Origin of the sequence: Tistlia sp. (genome assembly GCF_040905785.1) — a bacterium.
Lineage (GTDB): Bacteria > Pseudomonadota > Alphaproteobacteria > Kiloniellales > DSM-21159 > Tistlia.
This window is the reverse complement of record NZ_JBBDQW010000029.1, coordinates 35,772-52,368: the sequence shown is the minus strand read 5'-3', so window position 1 is coordinate 52,368 and position 16,597 is coordinate 35,772. Positions and strand designations below refer to the sequence as shown.

Genomic DNA, 16,597 nt, shown 5'->3' with positions numbered 1-16,597 from the left:
CCTCAGCCCCGGTCGACCGGCGGCGGCGAGGGCCTGCCGAGCTGCGTCTCGCGGTGCGCGATGTAGAAGGAGGAGGCGACGATCACGGCGGCCCCCAGCAGGGTGTAGAGGTCGGGCACCTCGGCGAAGAACAGGAAGCCCAGGAGGCCGGCGCCGATCAGCCGCGAATAGTCGAAGGGCGCGACGAAGGAGATCTCGCCGGTCCGGTAGGCGCTGACGATCATGGCCTGGGCGGCGACGCCGACCAGACCGACGCCGACCAGCAGCAGCCACTGCCGGGGCGTCGGGTCCTGCCAGAGGTGCAGCGCCGGCCCGGCGCAGATCAGGATCGAGGCGAAGCAGAACCAGGTCAGCATGGCGGTCTGGCTCTCGCTCTTGGGGAAGCGCTTGACCAGCACCACCGCGCAGGCGACGCCGAGCGCCATGCCGACCGCGGCCAGCATCGCCGGCTCCAGCGCGGCGCTGCCCGGCCGGACGATGACCAGCATACCGAGGAAGCCGACCAGGGTCGCGCTCCAGCGGCGCCAGCGCACCCGCTCGCGCAGCGCCAGGGCCGAGAGCACGATGGTGAAGAGCGGCGAGGTGAAGCCGATCGCCGTGACCAGCGCCAGCGGCAGCTTGGCCAGGGCGTAGAAACCGGCCGTCATGGCTCCGGCGCCGCACAGCGCGCGCGCCAGGTGGGTCAGGGGAAACTCGGTGCGGAAGGGCGCGAAACCGTCGCGCAGCAGGAAGGGCAGCAGCGGCAGCAGGGCGAAGAAGGCGCGCGCGAAGCCGATCTGCCAGAAGGACATGCCGTCGAAGGCCAGCTCCTTGACCAGCACGCCGTTGATCGAGAAGACCGTGGCGGCGGCGACCATCCAGGACGCGCCCTGCAGGTTCGGGTCGAGCCCGGCGAAGCGGCCACGCGCGGACATCGGCGGGCTAGCCCTGGCTCGCGCGCGGCGACTCGCGGGCGACCAGGCTGGCTTGGCGCTCGCGCGCGACGACCGATTCGCGGTGGGCGATGTAGAGCGAGGAGCCGGCGATGATGCCGGCGCCGACCCAGGTCCAGAGGTCGGGGACCTCGCCGTAGAGCGCGAAGGCGAAGAGCGCGATGAAGGGCAGCTTGGTGTACTCGAAGGGCAGCATGGCGCTGGCGTCGGCCATCTTGAAGGCGCGCGTCAGGGCGACGTGGCTGAAGACCGCGACGAAGCCGACCAGGGTCATGAGGGCCAGCACGGTCGCGCTCGGCCACTGCCAGACGAAGAGCGCCGGGATCAGCGACAGCGGGGTCGAGAGCGCGTTCATGAAGAAGACGATGGTGCCGGGCTCCTCGGTACGGCTCAGCTTCTTGATGATGACGACCGAGACCGCCATCACCGCGGCCGAGACGATCGGCAGCGCCATCGGCCAGGTCAGCTCCTGGAAGCCCGGCCGCAGGATCACCAGCACGCCGAGGAAGCCGATCGCCGTCGCGCTCCAGCGCCGCGCCCGCACGATCTCGCCGAGGAAGATCGCCGCCGCCGCCGTGGCGAAAAGCGGCACGGTGAAGTTCAGCGCGACCGCCTCGGCCAGCGGCAGGTGGGCGAGCGCGGTGAACCACATCATCATCGCCACCAGGCCGATCACCGAGCGCCAGACGTAAAGCCCGAGGCGCGGCGTGCGGAACACCGACAGGCCGGCCCGCGCGAACCAGGGCAGCATGAACAGCATGGCGAAAAAGTTGCGGAAGAAGACGACCTGCAGCGGGTCGACCTCCTGGGAGGCCTCGCGGATCGCCACGTTCATGATCGAGAAGCCGAGGCAGGCGAAGATCATGTAGCAGGCGCCGAGCACCGGGGCGCTCAGGTTCGATAGCCTCGGCCGGGACAGCCTGCGCCGACGCGAGGGCGGACGGCGGCCCGGGCCGCCGCCCGGGCTGTCGGCCGGCTCGGCCTTGTCGCTGTCGGCTGTCATCGTGGAGCAGGCTAGGGTGCGGTGCGGCATCTGACCAGCGCCGCGGCCCGCAAGGCTGCCTTGCACCCGCTCGCGGCGGCGACCTATGGTGCGGCGCCCTTCCGCGGAAGGTCCCGACACGAGTTCCGGTGATACGCCCGATGACAGATCAGCAGCCGCTCTGGCGCCCCTCGGCCGACCGCGTCGCGGCCGCCAACCTGACCCGCTACCTCAAGGATGTCGAGGCGGCCACGGGCCGGCGGCTCGAGAGCTACGAGGCCCTGCACGCCTGGTCGGTCGAGGACCTCGAAGGCTTCTGGCGCAGCCTCTGGGACTGGTGCGGCGTGGTCGGCGAGGGGCCGCTGGAACCGGCGCTGGTCGCCGGCGACCGGATGCCCGGCGCGCAGTTCTTCCCCGGGGCCAAGCTGAACTTCGCCGAGAACCTGCTGCGCCGCGCAGAGGCGGGTGGGGCGGCGGGTCGGGCGGCGGGCGGGGCGGCGGGCGAGGCCATCGTGTTCCGCAGCGAGGACAAGGTCGAGCGGCGCCTGTCCTGGGAAGAGCTGCGCCGCCTCGTCTCGCGCACCGCCCAGGCGCTGGCGGCCGAGGGCGTGGGGCCCGGCGACCGGGTCGCAGCCTACCTGCCGAACATGCCCGAGACGGTCATCGCCATGCTGGCCACGGCCGCGCTCGGCGCGGTCTTCTCCTCCTGCTCGCCCGACTTCGGCGTGCAGGGCGTGCTCGACCGCTTCGGCCAGATCGAGCCCAAGGTGCTGGTCGCCTGCGACGGCTACCACTACGCCGGCAAGGTCCTGGACATCCGCGCCAAGGTCGCGGCCGTCGCCGCCGAGCTGCCGAGCCTCTCGAAGGTCGTGCTCTGCCCGCTGATCGGCGAGGGCTCGGGCCCGACGGAGGTGCCGGGCGCGGTCTGGCTTTCGGACTTCCTGGAGCCCTTCGAGGCCGGCCCGATCGCCTACCGGCGCATGCCCTTCAACGCGCCGCTCTACATCATGTTCTCCTCGGGCACGACCGGCCGGCCCAAGTGCATCGTCCACGGCGCCGGCGGCACCCTGCTGCAGCACCTCAAGGAGCAGCGCCTGCACAGCGACGTGAAGGCCGGCGACCGCATCTTCTACTTCACGACCTGCGGCTGGATGATGTGGAACTGGCTGGTCTCGGGGCTGGCCAGCGAGGCGACGCTGCTGCTCTACGACGGCTCGCCCTTCCACCCCGACGGCAACGTCCTCTACGACTACCTGCAGGCCGAGCGGGCGACCCTCTTCGGGACCTCGGCCAAGTACATCGACGCCTGCGCCAAGGCCGGGCTCAAGCCGATCGAGACCCACGACCTATCGAGCGTGCGGGTGATCTGCTCGACCGGCTCGCCGCTGGTTCCCGAGTCCTTCGACTACGTCTACCGCGACGTCCTCCGCGACGTCTGCCTGGCCTCGATCTCGGGCGGCACCGACATCGTCTCCTGCTTCGTGCTCGGCAACCCGATCGGGCCGGTCTGGCGCGGCGAGATCCAGGCGCGCGGCCTGGGCATGGCGGTCGAGGTCTGGAACGACGAGGGCCGGCCGGTGGTCGGCGAGCAGGGCGAGCTGGTCTGCGTCAGGCCCTTCCCCTGCATGCCGCTCTACTTCTGGAACGATCCCGACGGCGCGCGCTACCGCGCCGCCTACTTCGAGCGCTTCCCCGGGGTCTGGTGCCACGGCGACTTCGTCGAGCTGACCGAGCACGGCGGCCTCGTCATCTACGGCCGCTCCGACGCGGTGCTCAATCCCGGCGGCGTGCGGATCGGCACCGCCGAGATCTACCGCCAGGTCGAGAAGCTGCCGGAGGTGCTGGAGTCGATCGTCATCGGCCAGAACTGGGAAGGCGACGTGCGCGTCGTGCTGTTCGTCAAGCTGGCCGAGGGCGCCGTCCTCGACGAGGAGCTGGCCGGGCGCATCAAGAAGACGATCCGCTCGGGCGCCAGCCCGCGCCACGTCCCGGCCCGGATTTTGGCCGTGCCGGACATTCCGCGCACCCGCTCCGGCAAGATCGTCGAGCTGGCGGTGCGCGACGTCGTCCACGGCCGCCCGATCAAGAACCAGGAAGCCCTGGCCAACCCCGAGGCCCTCGAGGCCTACCGCGACCGCGCGGAGCTGAAGGAATAGGGCGCGGGCGTCCGCGTCCCCGCGGAAGCGGCAGGGCACACATGGCTCCTTTCGGCTCGGCACGGAGGGCTCGTTGCAAGGCCGGCGCGATTCGCGCTTCGTGGTTCGACAGGCTCACCATGAAGCGCAGCCTGATGCCCGCGAGAACGCCTCCGTCGCTTCATGGTGAGCTTGTCGAACCATGCAAGCGTGGGATCACCGGCCAGCGGGCGGTTCAGCCCAACACCAGCCGACCTTCCTCGATCCGCGCCGCGGCGCCGTCCGGCAGGGCGGCCAGGGCCGCCGCCTCCAGCCGCAGTGCCGGAATCGGGGGATAGCCGAGCTCGCGCGCGACGACGACGCCGAGCAGCAGGATGGCATCGACCGAGGCCAGCAGCAGGCCCGCCGGCGCCCGGCCTTCGCGCAGCAGCTCGAGCATCACCGAGGAGGAGGAGCTGGAGCCGACGGTGCCGGGCAGCGCCAGCAGGCGGCCGCCGATCTCCCGGCCGTGCTGCGGGTGGCCGGCCATGACGATCCGGCCGCTTTTCGGCTGCACCCCGCCCCAGAAGGACAGCGGCGCCGTCAGCACCAGCAGGCGGCCCGCGGCGCCGCCGGGCAGCAGGCTCTCGCCGGCCAGGCTCCGCCGGTCGCTCAGCGCCACAGCCGCTCGTCCCGGAGCACGCGGCCCGCGACCGCGCTCTCGACGCAGTCGACCAGGCTGCCGAAGACCGCGCCGTAGCCGGTGTTGCCCGGCGCGTAGTGGGCGAACTTGCCGGAGTTGGTCATCAGCACGCCGGTGAAGCTCTCGAGGATCGGCGTCACCACGACGCAGGTGTCGGCGATCAGGCGCACGCCGCTCGCCTGCAGGTCCTCGCTCAGGCCGGACGCCTCGAGCTGCGCCAGGGTGTGGCGGCCGGTGCAGGCGTAGACCGGCACCGCGGCCCGCCGGCCGGCCAGGGCGGCGTGCAGGGCACGGAACTCGGCCAGCGAGAAGTGCGGGCTGCCGAGCGCCACGGCGTCGAGCCTCTCGCCGGAGACGGTCGAGAGGCCGTCGCGCGCCGCGAGCAGGGCGGCGGCGTCGGGCCGCAGCACCTCCCGCGGCGCCATGCCGCCGAGGGCGGTCGCGGTGTCCGGCGCCTCGGGCGTCACGCCGGCGATGTGGAAGAGGGCGACCGAGCCGGTCGAGGCGGCGGCGGCGCCGAAGGCCTTGAGGCGGTCCTCGGCCAAGTCGGCGGCCAGGGTCGCGGCCAGCCCCGGCGGCAGGCCGGCGACGACCCCGACCGCCTCGCCGACGGCGCGGCCGTACCAGGCGCCGAGCACGGGATAGAAGGCCTCCTCCGCGAAGAGCGCCGGATTGAGCCCGCCGAGCTCGACCAGCAGGGTCGCGCGCCGCGCCTCCGGCCGGTGCAGGCCATAGTCGGGCGCCCGGCCGGCGACCGCGCAGGCCAGGTCCAGGAAGTCGCCGTAGCGGTTGGTGCGGGCGCCGAGCACCGAGTTGACGAAGGCGACGGCGTTGGACTCGCCCCAGGCGACGTCGCTGCCGGCGGCCGGACGGTGGCCGGCCTGGTAGGGCGCGCAGGTCCAGGACGGCCGGCAGCCGAGCGCCTCGTGGGCGCGCATCAGGCGCAGGGCCATGGCGCGCTCGTGGCCCTGCAGGCGCACGTTCTGCGGCCGCAGCAGGTCGAGCGCGCCGACGTTGGTGGTGCTCGGCACCGCCACCCGGGCGCCGCCCGCGACCAGCCGCTCGGCGAACTCCGTGCCGCCGTCGCCGTGATAGAGGCAGCCGTCGATGTGGGCCGAGGCGACCGGGATCAGGCGCTCGGCGCCGAGCAGGCGCCCGGCCTCGGCCAGCAGGCGCAGGGCGAGCGCCGGGCCGGGCCCATCGCGTCCCTGGGCGAGCGCCTGCTCCTCGGCCGAGAGCGCGAGCATGGCCGTCGTCGGCCCGCCGGGCCCCGGCTCAGGCGCCGGCGACGGTCATGCCGTCGATCCGCACGGTTGGCGAATCGGTGCCATAGCGCAGCACCAGGTCGTCGGCCGGCGTCAGGTTCAGGAACATGGTCTTCAGATTGCCGGCGACCGTCGCCTCGGAAACCGGATAGGCGAGCTCGCCCTTCTCGATCCAGAAGCCGGACGCGCCGCGGCTGTAGTCGCCGGTCACGCCGTTGGCGCCCATGCCCATCATCTCGGTGACGTAGAAGCCCTCCTCGATCTCGCCGATCAGCGCCTGCGGCGAGCGCGTGCCGGGGGCGAGGTAGAGGTTGCTGGCGCTCGGCCCCGGCGGGCCCGAGACGCCGCGCGAGGCGTTGCCGGTCGGCGGCAGCCCGAGCTGGCGCGCGGAGGCGAGGTCGAGCAGCCAGCCGGTCAGCACGCCGTCCTCGATCAGGGCGCGGCGGCCCGTCGCCAGGCCCTCGGCGTCGAAGGGCTTGGAGCGCAGGCCGCGGGCGCGGTGCGGGTCGTCGATCACCTGCAGGCCCTTGGCGAAGACCTGCTCGCCGCGCTTGTCCTTGAGGAAGGAGGTGCCGCGCGCGATCGCCGTGCCGGTGATCGCGCCGGCGAAGCTGCGCAGCAGCGAGTTGGCGACGCGCGGATCGAGGACGATCGGCACGCGGCCGGTCTTCGGCTTGCGCGGCTTGAGCCGCCTGACCGCCTTCTCGCCGGCGCTGCGGCCGACCTCCTCGGGGTCGCGCAGGTCGCTGCCGTAGACCGCCGAGCTGAAGTCGTAGTCGCGTTCCATGGCCAAGCCCTCGCCGGCCAGGATGGCGACGCCGAGCGAATGGCGCGAGCCGGCGTAGCTGCCCGAGAAGCCGTTGCTCGCCGCGACCGCGATGCGCGACGACGACCAGCTCGCCTCGGCGCCCTCGGAGTTGGTGGTGCCGGGCACGGCGCGCGCCGCCGCCTCGCAGGCCCGCGCCCGCTCGATCAGCAGCTCGGTCGAGGGCTCCTCGGGATCGAGCGCGTCGAGGTCGGGAATCTCGCGGGCGATCTGCGCCGGGTCGGCGAGGCCGCAGTAGCTGTCCTCGGGCACCGCGCGCGCCATCGCCACCGCGCGCTCGACCAGCTCGTCTAGGGCGCCGCCGGCGAAGTCGGTCGAGGAGACGATCGCCTGGCGATGGCCGATGAAGACGCGCAGGCCGAGATCGTGGGCCTCCTCGCGCTCGAGCCGCTCGACCTGCCCGAGGCGCTGGGCGTGGCTGATCGCCGTGGCGTGCACGACCAGGGCGTCGGCTGACTCGGCGCCGGCGCGCCTGGCCTTGTCGAGCACCCTCTGCAGCAGGGCACCGTCGTCGTCGCTTGCGGCCATGCGCGAGGCCTCCTTGTTCCATCGTCGTCGGGGGATCGGCTCCCCCGCTATATAGGGGCTCGGGGTGCCGCGCTGCGACCCCGGGCTCGCCAGGGCAGGTTCAGGCGAGGGCGAAGGCCGCGACCAGGGGGGCGTGGCCGCTGCCGGCGCCGTCCTCGGCCTCCGCGCTCAGCAGCTCGTTGTGGATCTCGAGGCCCCGGAACAGGCCGTGCAGCGGCCGGCTCGCCAGGATGTGGTCGAGCAGCAGCCGCTCGCCGCCGTAGAGCAGGCTGAAGCGCCGGTCGGCGGGCAGGCTGCGCGCCAGGGCGACGAGACGGCTGCCGGACGGCACGGCGGCGCCCGCCTCGTCGGCGCCGCCCTCAAGCAGGTGCAGGGCATCGTCCTCCAGGGTCGCATTGCAGTCGCCGCAGACCGCGACCAGCGCCTCGGGATCGGCGGCCAGCAGGCGCTCGACCAGCAGGCGGGCTTCCAGCGCCTGGCCGAGCCGCCGCACGGCGGCGCGGTAGAAGCCCGCAGCCCAGCCGGCTGCCTCGGACTCCTCCTGCTCCGCGGGCACGGCCCGCGGCGCGCGCAGGTGCAGATCGACCAGGGTCAGCGGCCGGCCGTCGGGCAGCGCGATCTCGGCCCAGAGCAGCGGGCGGTCCCACTTCTGCGGCCGGCCCTCGAGCTCCGGCGGCGCGACCAGCTCGTGGCGCAGGCTGTGCCAGCGCCGGATCGGCCAGCGCGACAGAATCGCCAAGTTGTGCCGGTCGGCGGCGCCGTGGCCGCTCTCCGACAGGCTGACCGCGCGGTAGTAGCCGGCGTAGGGGCCGTCCTCGAGCAGCGCGTCGAGGGCGGTGAGCCGGCGCGCGCCGCCGCGGCGCTCGGCGTTGATCTCCTGCAGGCACAGCAGGTCGGCCTCCAGGCGCGCCAGCTGCGGGCGCAGCACCGGCAGGCGCTCGGCCAGCGGCACCTCGGCCCGGGGACCGTCGTCCAGGTTCTCCAGGTTGAAAGTCGCGAGGCGCAGCACGACGGCCCGCCCCGCTAGCGCTGCCGGACGGCAGAGGCTCCCGAGGCCGGCGTCACGGGAGCTGGGGCTGCAGCTCGGCGTCGAAGCGGACCAGGGCGCTGGTCGCCAGCGGGCTGTCGCAGCCGGCCTCGCGGATGTCGCGCTTGGCCTGCTGGATCAGGATCAGCCGCTTGGTGCCGATCTCGCTGGCGCCTTGGCGCTCGACATAGCGGGCGATGGCGGCGTGGCCCTCCTTGGTCAGCTTGCCCTTGCGGCAGCGCTCGTAGGCGGCGACGGCGCGGTAGTAGTCGCTGTAGAGCGCCTCGCGCGCCGTCATGGTGGTCTGGGCCTGGGCCGGCGCGAGCGAGCAGAGCAGCGTGGCAGCGGCCAGAAAGAGGCCTGCGAGCAAGGGGGCGGCGGGGACGGAGCGGGCGGTCATGGCGACGGGTACTCCCTGAAGTTGTGGGGCAATGGCAGCTAGAAGCTGGAATCGGGCTCATGCAGGAACGCCGCTTCCGCCTCGGTTGTTTCCCGGCCCAGCGCAGGATTGCGATGGGGAAAGCGGCCGAAGCGCGCGACGACGTCGCGATGCAGCTCCGCATAGCGCCGGTAGGTCTCGTTCGAGAGCCGGCCGAAGCAGGCCACGCTGCGCTCCTGGTCCGCGAGATTCTCGCTGTGCTCGAGCGGCAGGTAGAGGAAGGCCTTCTCGTCCTCGCTGGCCAGGGCGGCGTCGTGGCCGTCGGCCAGGGCGGCCCGGCAGACGGCGAGGGCCTTGGCGTCGGTGGCGAAGGCGCGGGCCGTGCCGCGGTAGAGGTTGCGGGGCACCTGGTCGAGCAGGATGATCAGGGCCAGCGCCCCGCGCGGATCCTGGGCCCAGTCGTCGAGGGCGCCGGCCGCCGCTTGCGCGTGCAATGGGCTCAGCGCGGTCCCAACGTCGCGGTCGAAGGCCTCGTCGCGCTCGAACCACTGTGCCTGCCGGCCCTCGGCGAACCAGAACGCCAGAACTCTCTCGATGTCGTCGCGGCTCATGCCCCCAGGCTAGCAGCTTCCGGCCGCCTGTGTTCAAGTCTCCCGCGCCATGGGCCGCCTCGCCGCCAGCCTGCTTCTGCTGCTCCTGCTCGCCGGCTGCGGGCCGAATCCCGGGCAGCTGCAGCTCTGCCAGCGGCTGGCGGCGGCCTTCGCCGGGGAAAGTCATGTGCTGCTCGGCGCGGAGGCGCTGGCTGAGAAGGATCCTGCTCTCCTGATCCGCTACGAAGCCGGCGCGGCACAGCGCTGGCACGTCTGCCGCTTCGCCGGCAGCGGCTTCGGCCAGGGGCGCCTGGTCCTCGAGTCGGTGGAAACCGACCGCGACGGGCCGCTCTCGGCCGTGCAGCTCACGGTGCTCCGGGTCTGGCTCGAGCTGCCCGAGGGTGCGCGGGGGCGGGCGCCCGGCGCCTGGCCCGAAGGCCTCGCCGGCGACCTGCTCTACCTGCTGCAGACGCTGATCAACGCCCTGGCGGTCTGCTGCCTCTACGGGCTGCTGGCGCTCGGCTACTCCCTGGTCTACGGCATCGTCGAGCGCATCAACCTCGCCTTCGGCCAGATCGCCATGGTCGCCGCCTTCGCCGCGCTGCTGGCGACGCTGGCCCTGCTCGGCGACCGGGGCGAGGGGTGGCGGACCGGCGGTGCCTTCGTCGGCCTGCTCGTCGTGCTGCTGGCGGCCGGCGGCAGCGGCGCGCTCTTCGCCTGGGCCGGGGAGCGCGTGCTGCTCAAGCCGCTGCGCGAGGGTAGCGCGCAGATGATGCTGATCGCGACCATCGGCATCGCGATCTGCCTCTCCGAGGGCGTGCGCCTGCTGCAGGGTGCCGGCGAGAACTGGCTGGCGCCGGCGCTGCCCCAGCGGCTCAGGCTGCTCTGGGTGGGTGCGGTCGAGATCGGCGTCAGCCTCGGGCAGGTCGTCGTGCTGGGACTGACCCTGGGCGCGAGCGCGCTGCTGTTCCTGGCGCTGCGCCGAAGCCGCCTCGGGCTGCAGCTGCGCGCGACCGCCGACGACCGCCGGGCCGCGGCGCTGATGGGCGTCGATCCGGACCGCGTGGTCGGCGCGGCCTTCGCCCTCGGCGGCCTCTTCGCCGGCCTCGGCGGGCTCGTGCTGACGCTCTATTACGGCGGCGTCGGCTTCAACAGCGGCGCCCTGATCGGCTTCAAGGCGCTGGCGGCGGCGATCGTCGGCGGCATCGGCTCGCTGTCCGGAGCGCTGCTCGGCGCGCTGCTGATCGGCCTGCTGGAGACCTTCTGGTCGGCCTACCTCTCGCTCGCCTACAAGGACATCGCGGTCTTCGGCCTGCTCACCCTGGTGCTGGTGTTCCGGCCCGACGGCCTGCTCGGTCGTCCGCGCCACCCCTCCGAGCGGATATAGGCGTGCTCTGGGCCTTTCTTGCCCTCCGGCGCCGATGCGCTCATCATGCGCGCCATGAACCTCCGCGCTTTCTCGAGGATCCGCGACTGCCGCACGCCGGGCATGCCCTATGGCAAGCCGCAGGCCTGGTGGCCGCCGCCCGCCAGCTAGCGGCGTAGCGCCGGCTCGCCCCGGCCCCGTCAGCCTCGACCCTCTCCGCGTGGAGAATCCATCATGACGTCTCTCGACATCGCCCTCGGTGTCGACGCGCTCGAAGCGCGTTGGGCCGATGGCCGCCAGGCGACCTACCCCTACCTCTGGCTGCGCGACAACTGCCCCTCGGCCTTCCATCCCCAGACGCAGGAACGGATAGTCGACCTCCTGGCGGTAGATCCCGATGCCAGGCCCCACTCGGCCGTCGTGACCGAGGAGTTCCTCGTGATCGGCTGGGCCGGAGATGGGCACGTCAGCCGCTTTCCCCTGGCCTGGCTGGCCGCGCACCGTCCCGGCGAGGCACTGGCGGATCCCGCCGCCATCGCACCCAGGATCTGGCGCGCCGACCTCGCCGCCTCCGGCATCGCCCGCCACGCAGCCGCCGAGGTCCTCGGCGACGACCAAGCGCTTCAGGCCTGGATGACCGAGACCCTGCGCGACGGCATCACCATCCTCGAGGGGATGGCGGACGAGCCGCGCGCAGGCGTCGAGGTCGCCCAGAGAGTGGGCTTCCTGCGTCCGACCAACTTCGGGCCGACCTTCGAGGTCGTGAACAGGCCGGACCCCAACAACCTGGCATTCACGGCGCTGAGCCTGCCGCTGCACACGGACCTGCCGAACCAGGAGGTGCCGCCGGGCTTCCAGTTCCTCCACTGCATCGCCAACGAGGCGACGGGCGGCGGCTCGCTGTTCGCCGACGGCTACGCGATAGCGTGCGATCTCAGGGAGGAGGAGCCGGAAGCCTTCCGGATGCTCAGCGAGGTCGCGGTTCCCTTCCGGTTCCACGACCGGGAGACGGACATCCGCGTCCACGCCCCGGTCATCGCGCTCGACCGGAGGGGCGAGCCTCTCGAGATCCGCTTCAACGCGCACATCGCGGCCGTCTTCGACATGCCGCCCGACATCATGCCGGCCTACTACCGCGCCTACCGCGCCTTCATGGACCGCACGCGCCAAGCCGGTTACCGCGTCGCGCTGAAGTTGATCCCAGGAGAGATGGTGGTCTTCGACAACCGCCGCATCCTGCATGGCCGAGAGGCCTTCGATCCCGCCTCCGGCTTCCGGCACCTGCACGGCTGCTACCTCGACCGAGGCGACTTCGCCAGCCGCCTGCGCGTTCTCGCCGCCAGGAAGCCGGAACCGATCGCGGCGTGACGCCTGCGGCTGCCGTGGTTACCGGCGCGAAACCTCAGAAGAGTCGTTCGTCGAGGCCGAGGGGGTCCATCCGGCGCAGGCGGTAGTCGATGAACTCGCCGCGCGTCTCGAAGGCGAGGCGGCGCACGCGCTGCCGGTCGTCGAACCAGAGGTGCACGGCCGGGTCGCCGGGGATGAAGAAGCGCTCCGTCGTGACCCGTTCGCCGGCCGACCCCAGCGTCTCGCTGCCGCGCCGCTCGACCGCGATCGGGAAGAGGGTGCCGCGCTTCGTGCTCAGCAGCTGGTCGCGCTGGAGCACCAGGGGGGTCCAGTAGCTGGCCGGCACGATTTCCGGCGGCGCGGTCAGCTGGCCGGCGCTGCCCTCGACCCGGAAGCCGGCCGGGCTCGCCTCGCCCTCGACGGTGAAGGGCGTGCCGTCATCGTCGGTGCGGGCGCTCAGGCGCTCCAGGCGAAGCTGGCCCTCTCGCCTATGCCACTGCTCGCGGCTGCTGTGCTGGTAGCGGTAGAGCGTCAGGCCGAGCACGCGGACCCGGATGTCGGTGTCGATGGTGACCTGCAGGCCTTCGGCGGTCGTCTCCACCGAGATCAGGTGCTCGCCGATCGTCGAGTCGTTGCGCAGGATGTCGAAGGCCAGCGCCGGCGAGACTGCCGCCCGGGCGCGCGGCGAGCCGCCCGGAAGAGCGACGAGCAGCGGCGCGCTCGCCAGCCCGGCGACCAGCGCCCGGCGGGTTATCGGTTGGTGAGGCATCGCTCCGCTCCCCGGTCCCCTGGTCGGCCAATGAAATGATCGGCCACGGAAATAGCGAGCGCAACCCGGCAGCACAAGGAGGCGCCCCGGCGTCCGCTTGCCGCGGCAGGCGGCGCGACCGTTCAGACCCGGCGAGGGGCCGCGCCGGCCGCCGCCAGCGCGTCGATCCGCTCGAGCAGCGGCAGCAGGTCGGCCACCGTATCCACGACCGCATGGGCACCGGCCTCGAGCAGGCCGTCCCGGGCTGCCCTGTTGAGGCGATCGATCTCCGCCGGGTCGGCTGCGGCCAGCTCCTCGAGCGACAGGCCGACGCCGTTGCCGGACAGCGAGACGCCGACGGCCCAGCAGCCGGCCGCGAGGCCCTCCGCGATGCCGGGATCGGTGTCGTCGACCTTAACGACCAGGTCGGGTCGCCGGATCCCGAGGTCGGCGAAGCAGCGGTGCATCATCAGCGGCGTCGGGCGGCCGGCCGCCAGGTCGCCGGCACAGACCAGGTTGTCCGGGGCATAGCCCTGCTCGGCCGCGCGCGGCAGCAGCGGCGCCATGATCTCGCGCGTATAGCCGGTGGTGGAGCCGATCCTCAGGCCCTGGCGCCGCAGCGCCGCGACGAGCTCGGCGGCGCCGGGGACCAGGGCGGCATGGTCGGCGACCGCCGTGACGTTGAGCGGCAGGAAAGCTTCGTAGATGGCGCGGGCCGCGGCCTCGTCGAAGGGGCCGCCGCGCGCCCGCCGCCAGGCCGCGGCGATGCGCGGCTCGGCGCCCAGGGCGCGGATGTGCTCGAGCTTCGGCAGCCCCATCGGCCGCCGGGCCTCCTCGATCGAGATTTCGACCCCGAAGCCTGCGAAGGCCTCGACGAAAGCGCCCATCGGCGCGCGCGAGCCGAAGTCGACCATGGTTCCGGCCCAGTCAAAGACGACCGCTTGCAGCGCTTTCATTCCGCAGGCTCCGGCGAGCTGGCCTCGGCGGAGGCAGCGCCGTCGAACAGCTCGGCGACGACCTCCTCGCCGAGCGCGAAGCCGGTCGAGGCGCCGGTGCCGCCGGTCACGACGACGAGCCGCACCGCCGCCTCGGGCCGGTCGATCAGCGCCGCCCGGTCGGGCGCCCAGGCATAGGTGCCGGTCCAGCGCTCCAGCACCTCGGGCTCGGCGAGGCCGGTCGCCCGCTGCAGCTCGTCGAGGATCAGGGCCTCGACTTCGGCGCTGGCGAAGGGCGCGGGCGTCGCCGCGTAGCGGTGCGAATCGCCGGCGACCAGGGTGCCGTCAGCACCGGCGACGGCGATCAGGTGCACGCCTTCGGCCAGGTGGCGGGGCTGCTCGCGCTCCAGGCGCGCGCGCAGGGCTGCCGCTTCCGGCAGCGCGGTGTAGCCGGCGTAGCGCACCAGCCCGAGGTCAGACATCACCGGGCAGGGCAGGCGGAAGCCGGCCTCGCGGGGGCGCAGCCGCAGCATCTGCAGCAGGCAGCGGGAGAGGCCATAGCCGGCGATCCGCTCGGGATAGAGGCTGAGGAACTCGTCGCCGGGACAGACGACGACGGCGCCGGCCTCGAGCGGCCCCGCCGTCGTCTCGAGGCGCGGCGGGGCGACCGCGCGGACGAGCGCCGGCTGCAGGAAATCGACGCCCCAGGCCTCGGCCAGCCAGGCGGCCAGGCGCGGCACGGCGCTGCGCGATTCGACGCGCAGCTCGTGGGGCGACGCCAGCCCGCCGGCCAGCTGTGCGGCCGGCAGGCCGGCCAACCCCTCGGCGGCCTCGGCGGCATTCAACAGCCGGCAGCTCTCGCCCATCTCGCTCGCCGCGTAGGCCTCGAGCACGGCCAGCGCTTCCGGGCGGCGCACCACGACGCGCAGGCCGCGCTGCTCGACGGCGATGCCGGCAGGGCCGGCGACCTCGGCCCAGACGTCGCGGGTTCGCAAGGCGCGACGCCAAGTCGTGCCGCGCTCCTGGCCGGTCACGGTGACGAAGCCGAAGTTGCGGACCGAGGCGCCGTTCGCCTGGGCGTCGCGCTCGACCACGACGACGCGCAGCCGGCGCCGGGCGGCGGCAAGGGCGTGGCCCAGGCCGAGGATTCCGGCGCCGACGACGGCCAGGTCGTAAGTCCTGCTCAGGAAAGGCTCCACGCTTCGTATCGGCGTCGGCCCTTTGTGGCCGATGCCGTGGCGCCGGCACAATGGCGGTTTCCGGAGGAGCCGACAAAGCAACAGCGGCCCGTGAGACACGGGCCGCTGTGCATTCCGGAGCGCCTGGGCGTCAGGCGGATGCCACGGGGCCAAGCGATCCGGGACTGGTCTGCCGCGAGCTGCGGATCAGTTCGTGGTGCCGGTCGTGCTCGGGGCGGTCGCCGGCTGGTCCATGGTCCGCTGACGCTCCTCCTCCTGGCGCGCGGCTTCCTGCTCGCGCACCTGCTCTTCCAGGTTGGCGAACTGCGGCGCGGACTCCAGCTCCTCGCGGGTCGACTGCATGGTCAGCTCGATGCTGCCGTCGGCTTCGGTGCGCACGTCGATCGCGTCGATCGGCACGCCGACGTTCTTCTCGCCGAGGCCCAGGAAGCCACCGACGCCGATGATGGCTGCGGTCAGACGGCCGTCCTTGTCCATCACCAGGTCGTTGATCTTGCCGATCGACTCGTCCTGGCTGTTGTAGACGGTCTGGCCGATGTACTCGGTGGCGAGCACTTCGCTGCCGTCCTGCGCCGTCACGAAGCCGGTGGCACGCGCCGCCGACTGGGTGTCGGTGACGGAGGCGTCGCTTTCCGCCTTCATCTCGGTGTCGGCCTTCATCTCGGTGTCAGCCTCGGCCGCGGAGTCGTCGCTCGTACTGGTGCCGGTCTGAGCGTCGGTTCCGGCCTGCTTGTCGGTGCCGGTCTTGGTGTCGGTCTCCGGCATGGCATCGCTGCCGACCTGGGTGTCGGTCGTGCCGGAGGTCCCGGCATCGGTTCCGGTCTGGGCCTGCGTGTCGGTCGTGGACTGCGCCGCGGCGTCGTCCTTTGCCGGAGCGGCGCTCTGGTCTGTCTGGGCGACCGCAGTGCCGCCGGCGAGCAGGGCGACGAGCGCCGTGGTCGTGAGCAAGCTGCGTAACATGGCTTCCTCCTGTATTTCGCTTTGGCTCGGGAAAGCCCCGATGCCTGATGACTGAAGAACGAGCAGTATCGCGAAGGGTTCCGTAAAGGATTGGGGCAATAAAGCGGCCGGCGACTGAATTCGCTGCCGGGTTCGAGGGGCCCCTGCCGGCTCGCTGGCAACAGGGCCGGACCCTTGCCCCAATCCTTCGCGCCGACCTGCAGGAAGTGTTCTATATAGCGGTTTTGCAACCTCTTTTCCGTCCCGGCCCGCGTCTTGGGACTTGCTGAGTTGGCCTTACTAAGCAATGATCCCGCTGGCTGTGGGGAAGGGGGGAGCTAACTTGGCCGCTTGTCCGGTTCCGAATCCGTTCGACGACCAGCAATTGTCCGGCCTGGCCGACCAGACGGCCGAGCGCATTCGCCGGGCGGTGGAAATCTGGTGCCGGGGCGAGCGGCTGCGCCTGGACGGCGAGCAACTGGCCGCGATCCATGTGTTCCGCGAGGCGGCCGCCCTCGGCCTGCTGTCGCGCGACGAGTCACGGCACTCATCGAGCACCCTGCCGCACCCCCAGGTCGTCGCCAGCGGCCTGTCCGGAGAGCTGCTCCTCGCCGTGCGCGATGCCATCCGGCAGGCGACGCGCGAGCGCGGCGCCCAGGACCCGGACGAGCAGGACTGACCCTCGCGTCCCCGCCTCGCCGGCACGGCGTCCCGCGA

General features: G+C 72.6%; 16 protein-coding genes. 4 read left to right on the top strand and 12 right to left on the bottom strand.

Translation table 11 applies throughout. The features are described 5' to 3' along the window. Positions 1–2: 2 nt before the first annotated feature. On the bottom strand, positions 3–914 hold the full coding sequence (locus WD341_RS07340; protein ID WP_368424786.1) for a DMT family transporter: 912 nt from the start codon (positions 912–914) through the stop codon (positions 3–5). Between the two features lie 7 nt (positions 915–921). Continuing rightward, complete coding sequence (locus tag WD341_RS07335; RefSeq protein ID WP_368424785.1) at positions 922–1,935, bottom strand: DMT family transporter; 1,014 nt, start codon at positions 1,933–1,935, stop codon at positions 922–924. A 140-nt stretch (positions 1,936–2,075) separates the two neighbouring features. On the opposite strand from WD341_RS07335, the gene WD341_RS07330 reads away from it, so the two are divergent. Continuing rightward, on the top strand, positions 2,076–4,070 hold the full coding sequence (locus WD341_RS07330) for an acetoacetate--CoA ligase (protein ID WP_368424784.1): 1,995 nt from the start codon (positions 2,076–2,078) through the stop codon (positions 4,068–4,070). Between the two features lie 214 nt (positions 4,071–4,284). On the opposite strand, the gene WD341_RS07325 is transcribed toward WD341_RS07330, so the two are convergent. The 6 genes from WD341_RS07325 to WD341_RS07300 form a co-directional block, all read right to left on the bottom strand. Beyond that, positions 4,285–4,710 carry a DUF126 domain-containing protein gene (locus tag WD341_RS07325; RefSeq protein ID WP_368424783.1) on the bottom strand — a complete coding sequence of 142 codons (426 nt, stop codon included), beginning with the start codon at positions 4,708–4,710 and terminating at the stop codon, positions 4,285–4,287. After that, positions 4,701–5,978, bottom strand: a complete 1,278-nt coding sequence (locus WD341_RS07320) for an aconitase X (RefSeq protein WP_368424782.1) — start codon at positions 5,976–5,978, stop codon at positions 4,701–4,703. Before WD341_RS07320 ends, WD341_RS07325 begins: the two co-directional genes overlap by 10 nt. Positions 5,979–6,006: 28 nt before the next feature. After that, positions 6,007–7,350 (bottom strand): TldD/PmbA family protein, encoded by a 1,344-nt coding sequence (locus WD341_RS07315; protein WP_368424781.1) that lies wholly within the window; start codon positions 7,348–7,350, stop codon positions 6,007–6,009. A gap of 100 nt (positions 7,351–7,450) precedes the next feature. Next, positions 7,451–8,359 (bottom strand): endonuclease/exonuclease/phosphatase family protein, encoded by a 909-nt coding sequence (locus tag WD341_RS07310; RefSeq protein ID WP_368424780.1) that lies wholly within the window; start codon positions 8,357–8,359, stop codon positions 7,451–7,453. Between the two features lie 52 nt (positions 8,360–8,411). Next, positions 8,412–8,777, bottom strand: a complete 366-nt coding sequence (locus WD341_RS07305; RefSeq protein ID WP_368424779.1) for a hypothetical protein — start codon at positions 8,775–8,777, stop codon at positions 8,412–8,414. 38 nt (positions 8,778–8,815) lie between these two features. Beyond that, complete coding sequence (locus tag WD341_RS07300) at positions 8,816–9,367, bottom strand: DUF924 family protein (RefSeq protein WP_368424778.1); 552 nt, start codon at positions 9,365–9,367, stop codon at positions 8,816–8,818. Between the two features lie 49 nt (positions 9,368–9,416). On the opposite strand from WD341_RS07300, the gene WD341_RS07295 reads away from it, so the two are divergent. Next, the gene (locus WD341_RS07295) at positions 9,417–10,733 is read left to right on the top strand and encodes a branched-chain amino acid ABC transporter permease (protein ID WP_368424777.1); all 1,317 of its coding nucleotides are present in this window, start codon (positions 9,417–9,419) and stop codon (positions 10,731–10,733) included. Positions 10,734–10,946: 213 nt separating this feature from the next. Then, positions 10,947–12,080: a TauD/TfdA family dioxygenase gene (locus WD341_RS07290; RefSeq protein ID WP_368424776.1), complete on the top strand. Its 1,134-nt coding sequence runs from the start codon at positions 10,947–10,949 to the stop codon at positions 12,078–12,080. A gap of 34 nt (positions 12,081–12,114) precedes the next feature. Here the strand turns inward: WD341_RS07290 and WD341_RS07285 are convergent, their stop codons facing one another. From WD341_RS07285 to WD341_RS07270, 4 genes are all read right to left on the bottom strand, one after another. Further along, positions 12,115–12,828 carry a DUF6134 family protein gene (locus tag WD341_RS07285; RefSeq protein ID WP_368424775.1) on the bottom strand — a complete coding sequence of 238 codons (714 nt, stop codon included), beginning with the start codon at positions 12,826–12,828 and terminating at the stop codon, positions 12,115–12,117. 122 nt (positions 12,829–12,950) lie between these two features. Further along, positions 12,951–13,763, bottom strand: coding sequence for a phosphonoacetaldehyde hydrolase (gene phnX / locus WD341_RS07280; protein ID WP_368424774.1), 813 nt, complete (start codon positions 13,761–13,763; stop codon positions 12,951–12,953). Beyond that, positions 13,760–14,941, bottom strand: a complete 1,182-nt coding sequence (locus WD341_RS07275) for a TIGR03364 family FAD-dependent oxidoreductase (RefSeq protein WP_368424773.1) — start codon at positions 14,939–14,941, stop codon at positions 13,760–13,762. The genes phnX and WD341_RS07275 overlap by 4 nt, the downstream gene beginning before the upstream one ends. 186 nt (positions 14,942–15,127) lie before the next feature. Beyond that, complete coding sequence (locus WD341_RS07270; RefSeq protein ID WP_368424772.1) at positions 15,128–15,901, bottom strand: PRC-barrel domain-containing protein; 774 nt, start codon at positions 15,899–15,901, stop codon at positions 15,128–15,130. 322 nt (positions 15,902–16,223) lie between these two features. On the opposite strand from WD341_RS07270, the gene WD341_RS07265 reads away from it, so the two are divergent. Then, complete coding sequence (locus tag WD341_RS07265; RefSeq protein WP_368424771.1) at positions 16,224–16,559, top strand: hypothetical protein; 336 nt, start codon at positions 16,224–16,226, stop codon at positions 16,557–16,559. The last annotated feature ends 38 nt before the right edge of the window (positions 16,560–16,597 follow it).

Coding starts and splice junctions, on each gene's coding strand:
- WD341_RS07340 (WP_368424786.1), bottom strand. CDS start 914: ATGTCCGCGCGTGGCCGCTTCGCCGGGCTCGACCCGAACCTGCAGGGC.
- WD341_RS07335 (WP_368424785.1), bottom strand. CDS start 1,935: ATGACAGCCGACAGCGACAAGGCCGAGCCGGCCGACAGCCCGGGCGGC.
- WD341_RS07330 (WP_368424784.1), top strand. CDS start 2,076: ATGACAGATCAGCAGCCGCTCTGGCGCCCCTCGGCCGACCGCGTCGCG.
- WD341_RS07320 (WP_368424782.1), bottom strand. CDS start 5,978: ATGCTCGCGCTCTCGGCCGAGGAGCAGGCGCTCGCCCAGGGACGCGAT.
- WD341_RS07315 (WP_368424781.1), bottom strand. CDS start 7,350: ATGGCCGCAAGCGACGACGACGGTGCCCTGCTGCAGAGGGTGCTCGAC.
- WD341_RS07305 (WP_368424779.1), bottom strand. CDS start 8,777: ATGACCGCCCGCTCCGTCCCCGCCGCCCCCTTGCTCGCAGGCCTCTTT.
- WD341_RS07300 (WP_368424778.1), bottom strand. CDS start 9,367: ATGAGCCGCGACGACATCGAGAGAGTTCTGGCGTTCTGGTTCGCCGAG.
- WD341_RS07295 (WP_368424777.1), top strand. CDS start 9,417: ATGGGCCGCCTCGCCGCCAGCCTGCTTCTGCTGCTCCTGCTCGCCGGC.
- WD341_RS07290 (WP_368424776.1), top strand. CDS start 10,947: ATGACGTCTCTCGACATCGCCCTCGGTGTCGACGCGCTCGAAGCGCGT.
- WD341_RS07285 (WP_368424775.1), bottom strand. CDS start 12,828: ATGCCTCACCAACCGATAACCCGCCGGGCGCTGGTCGCCGGGCTGGCG.
- phnX (WP_368424774.1), bottom strand. CDS start 13,763: ATGAAAGCGCTGCAAGCGGTCGTCTTTGACTGGGCCGGAACCATGGTC.
- WD341_RS07270 (WP_368424772.1), bottom strand. CDS start 15,901: ATGTTACGCAGCTTGCTCACGACCACGGCGCTCGTCGCCCTGCTCGCC.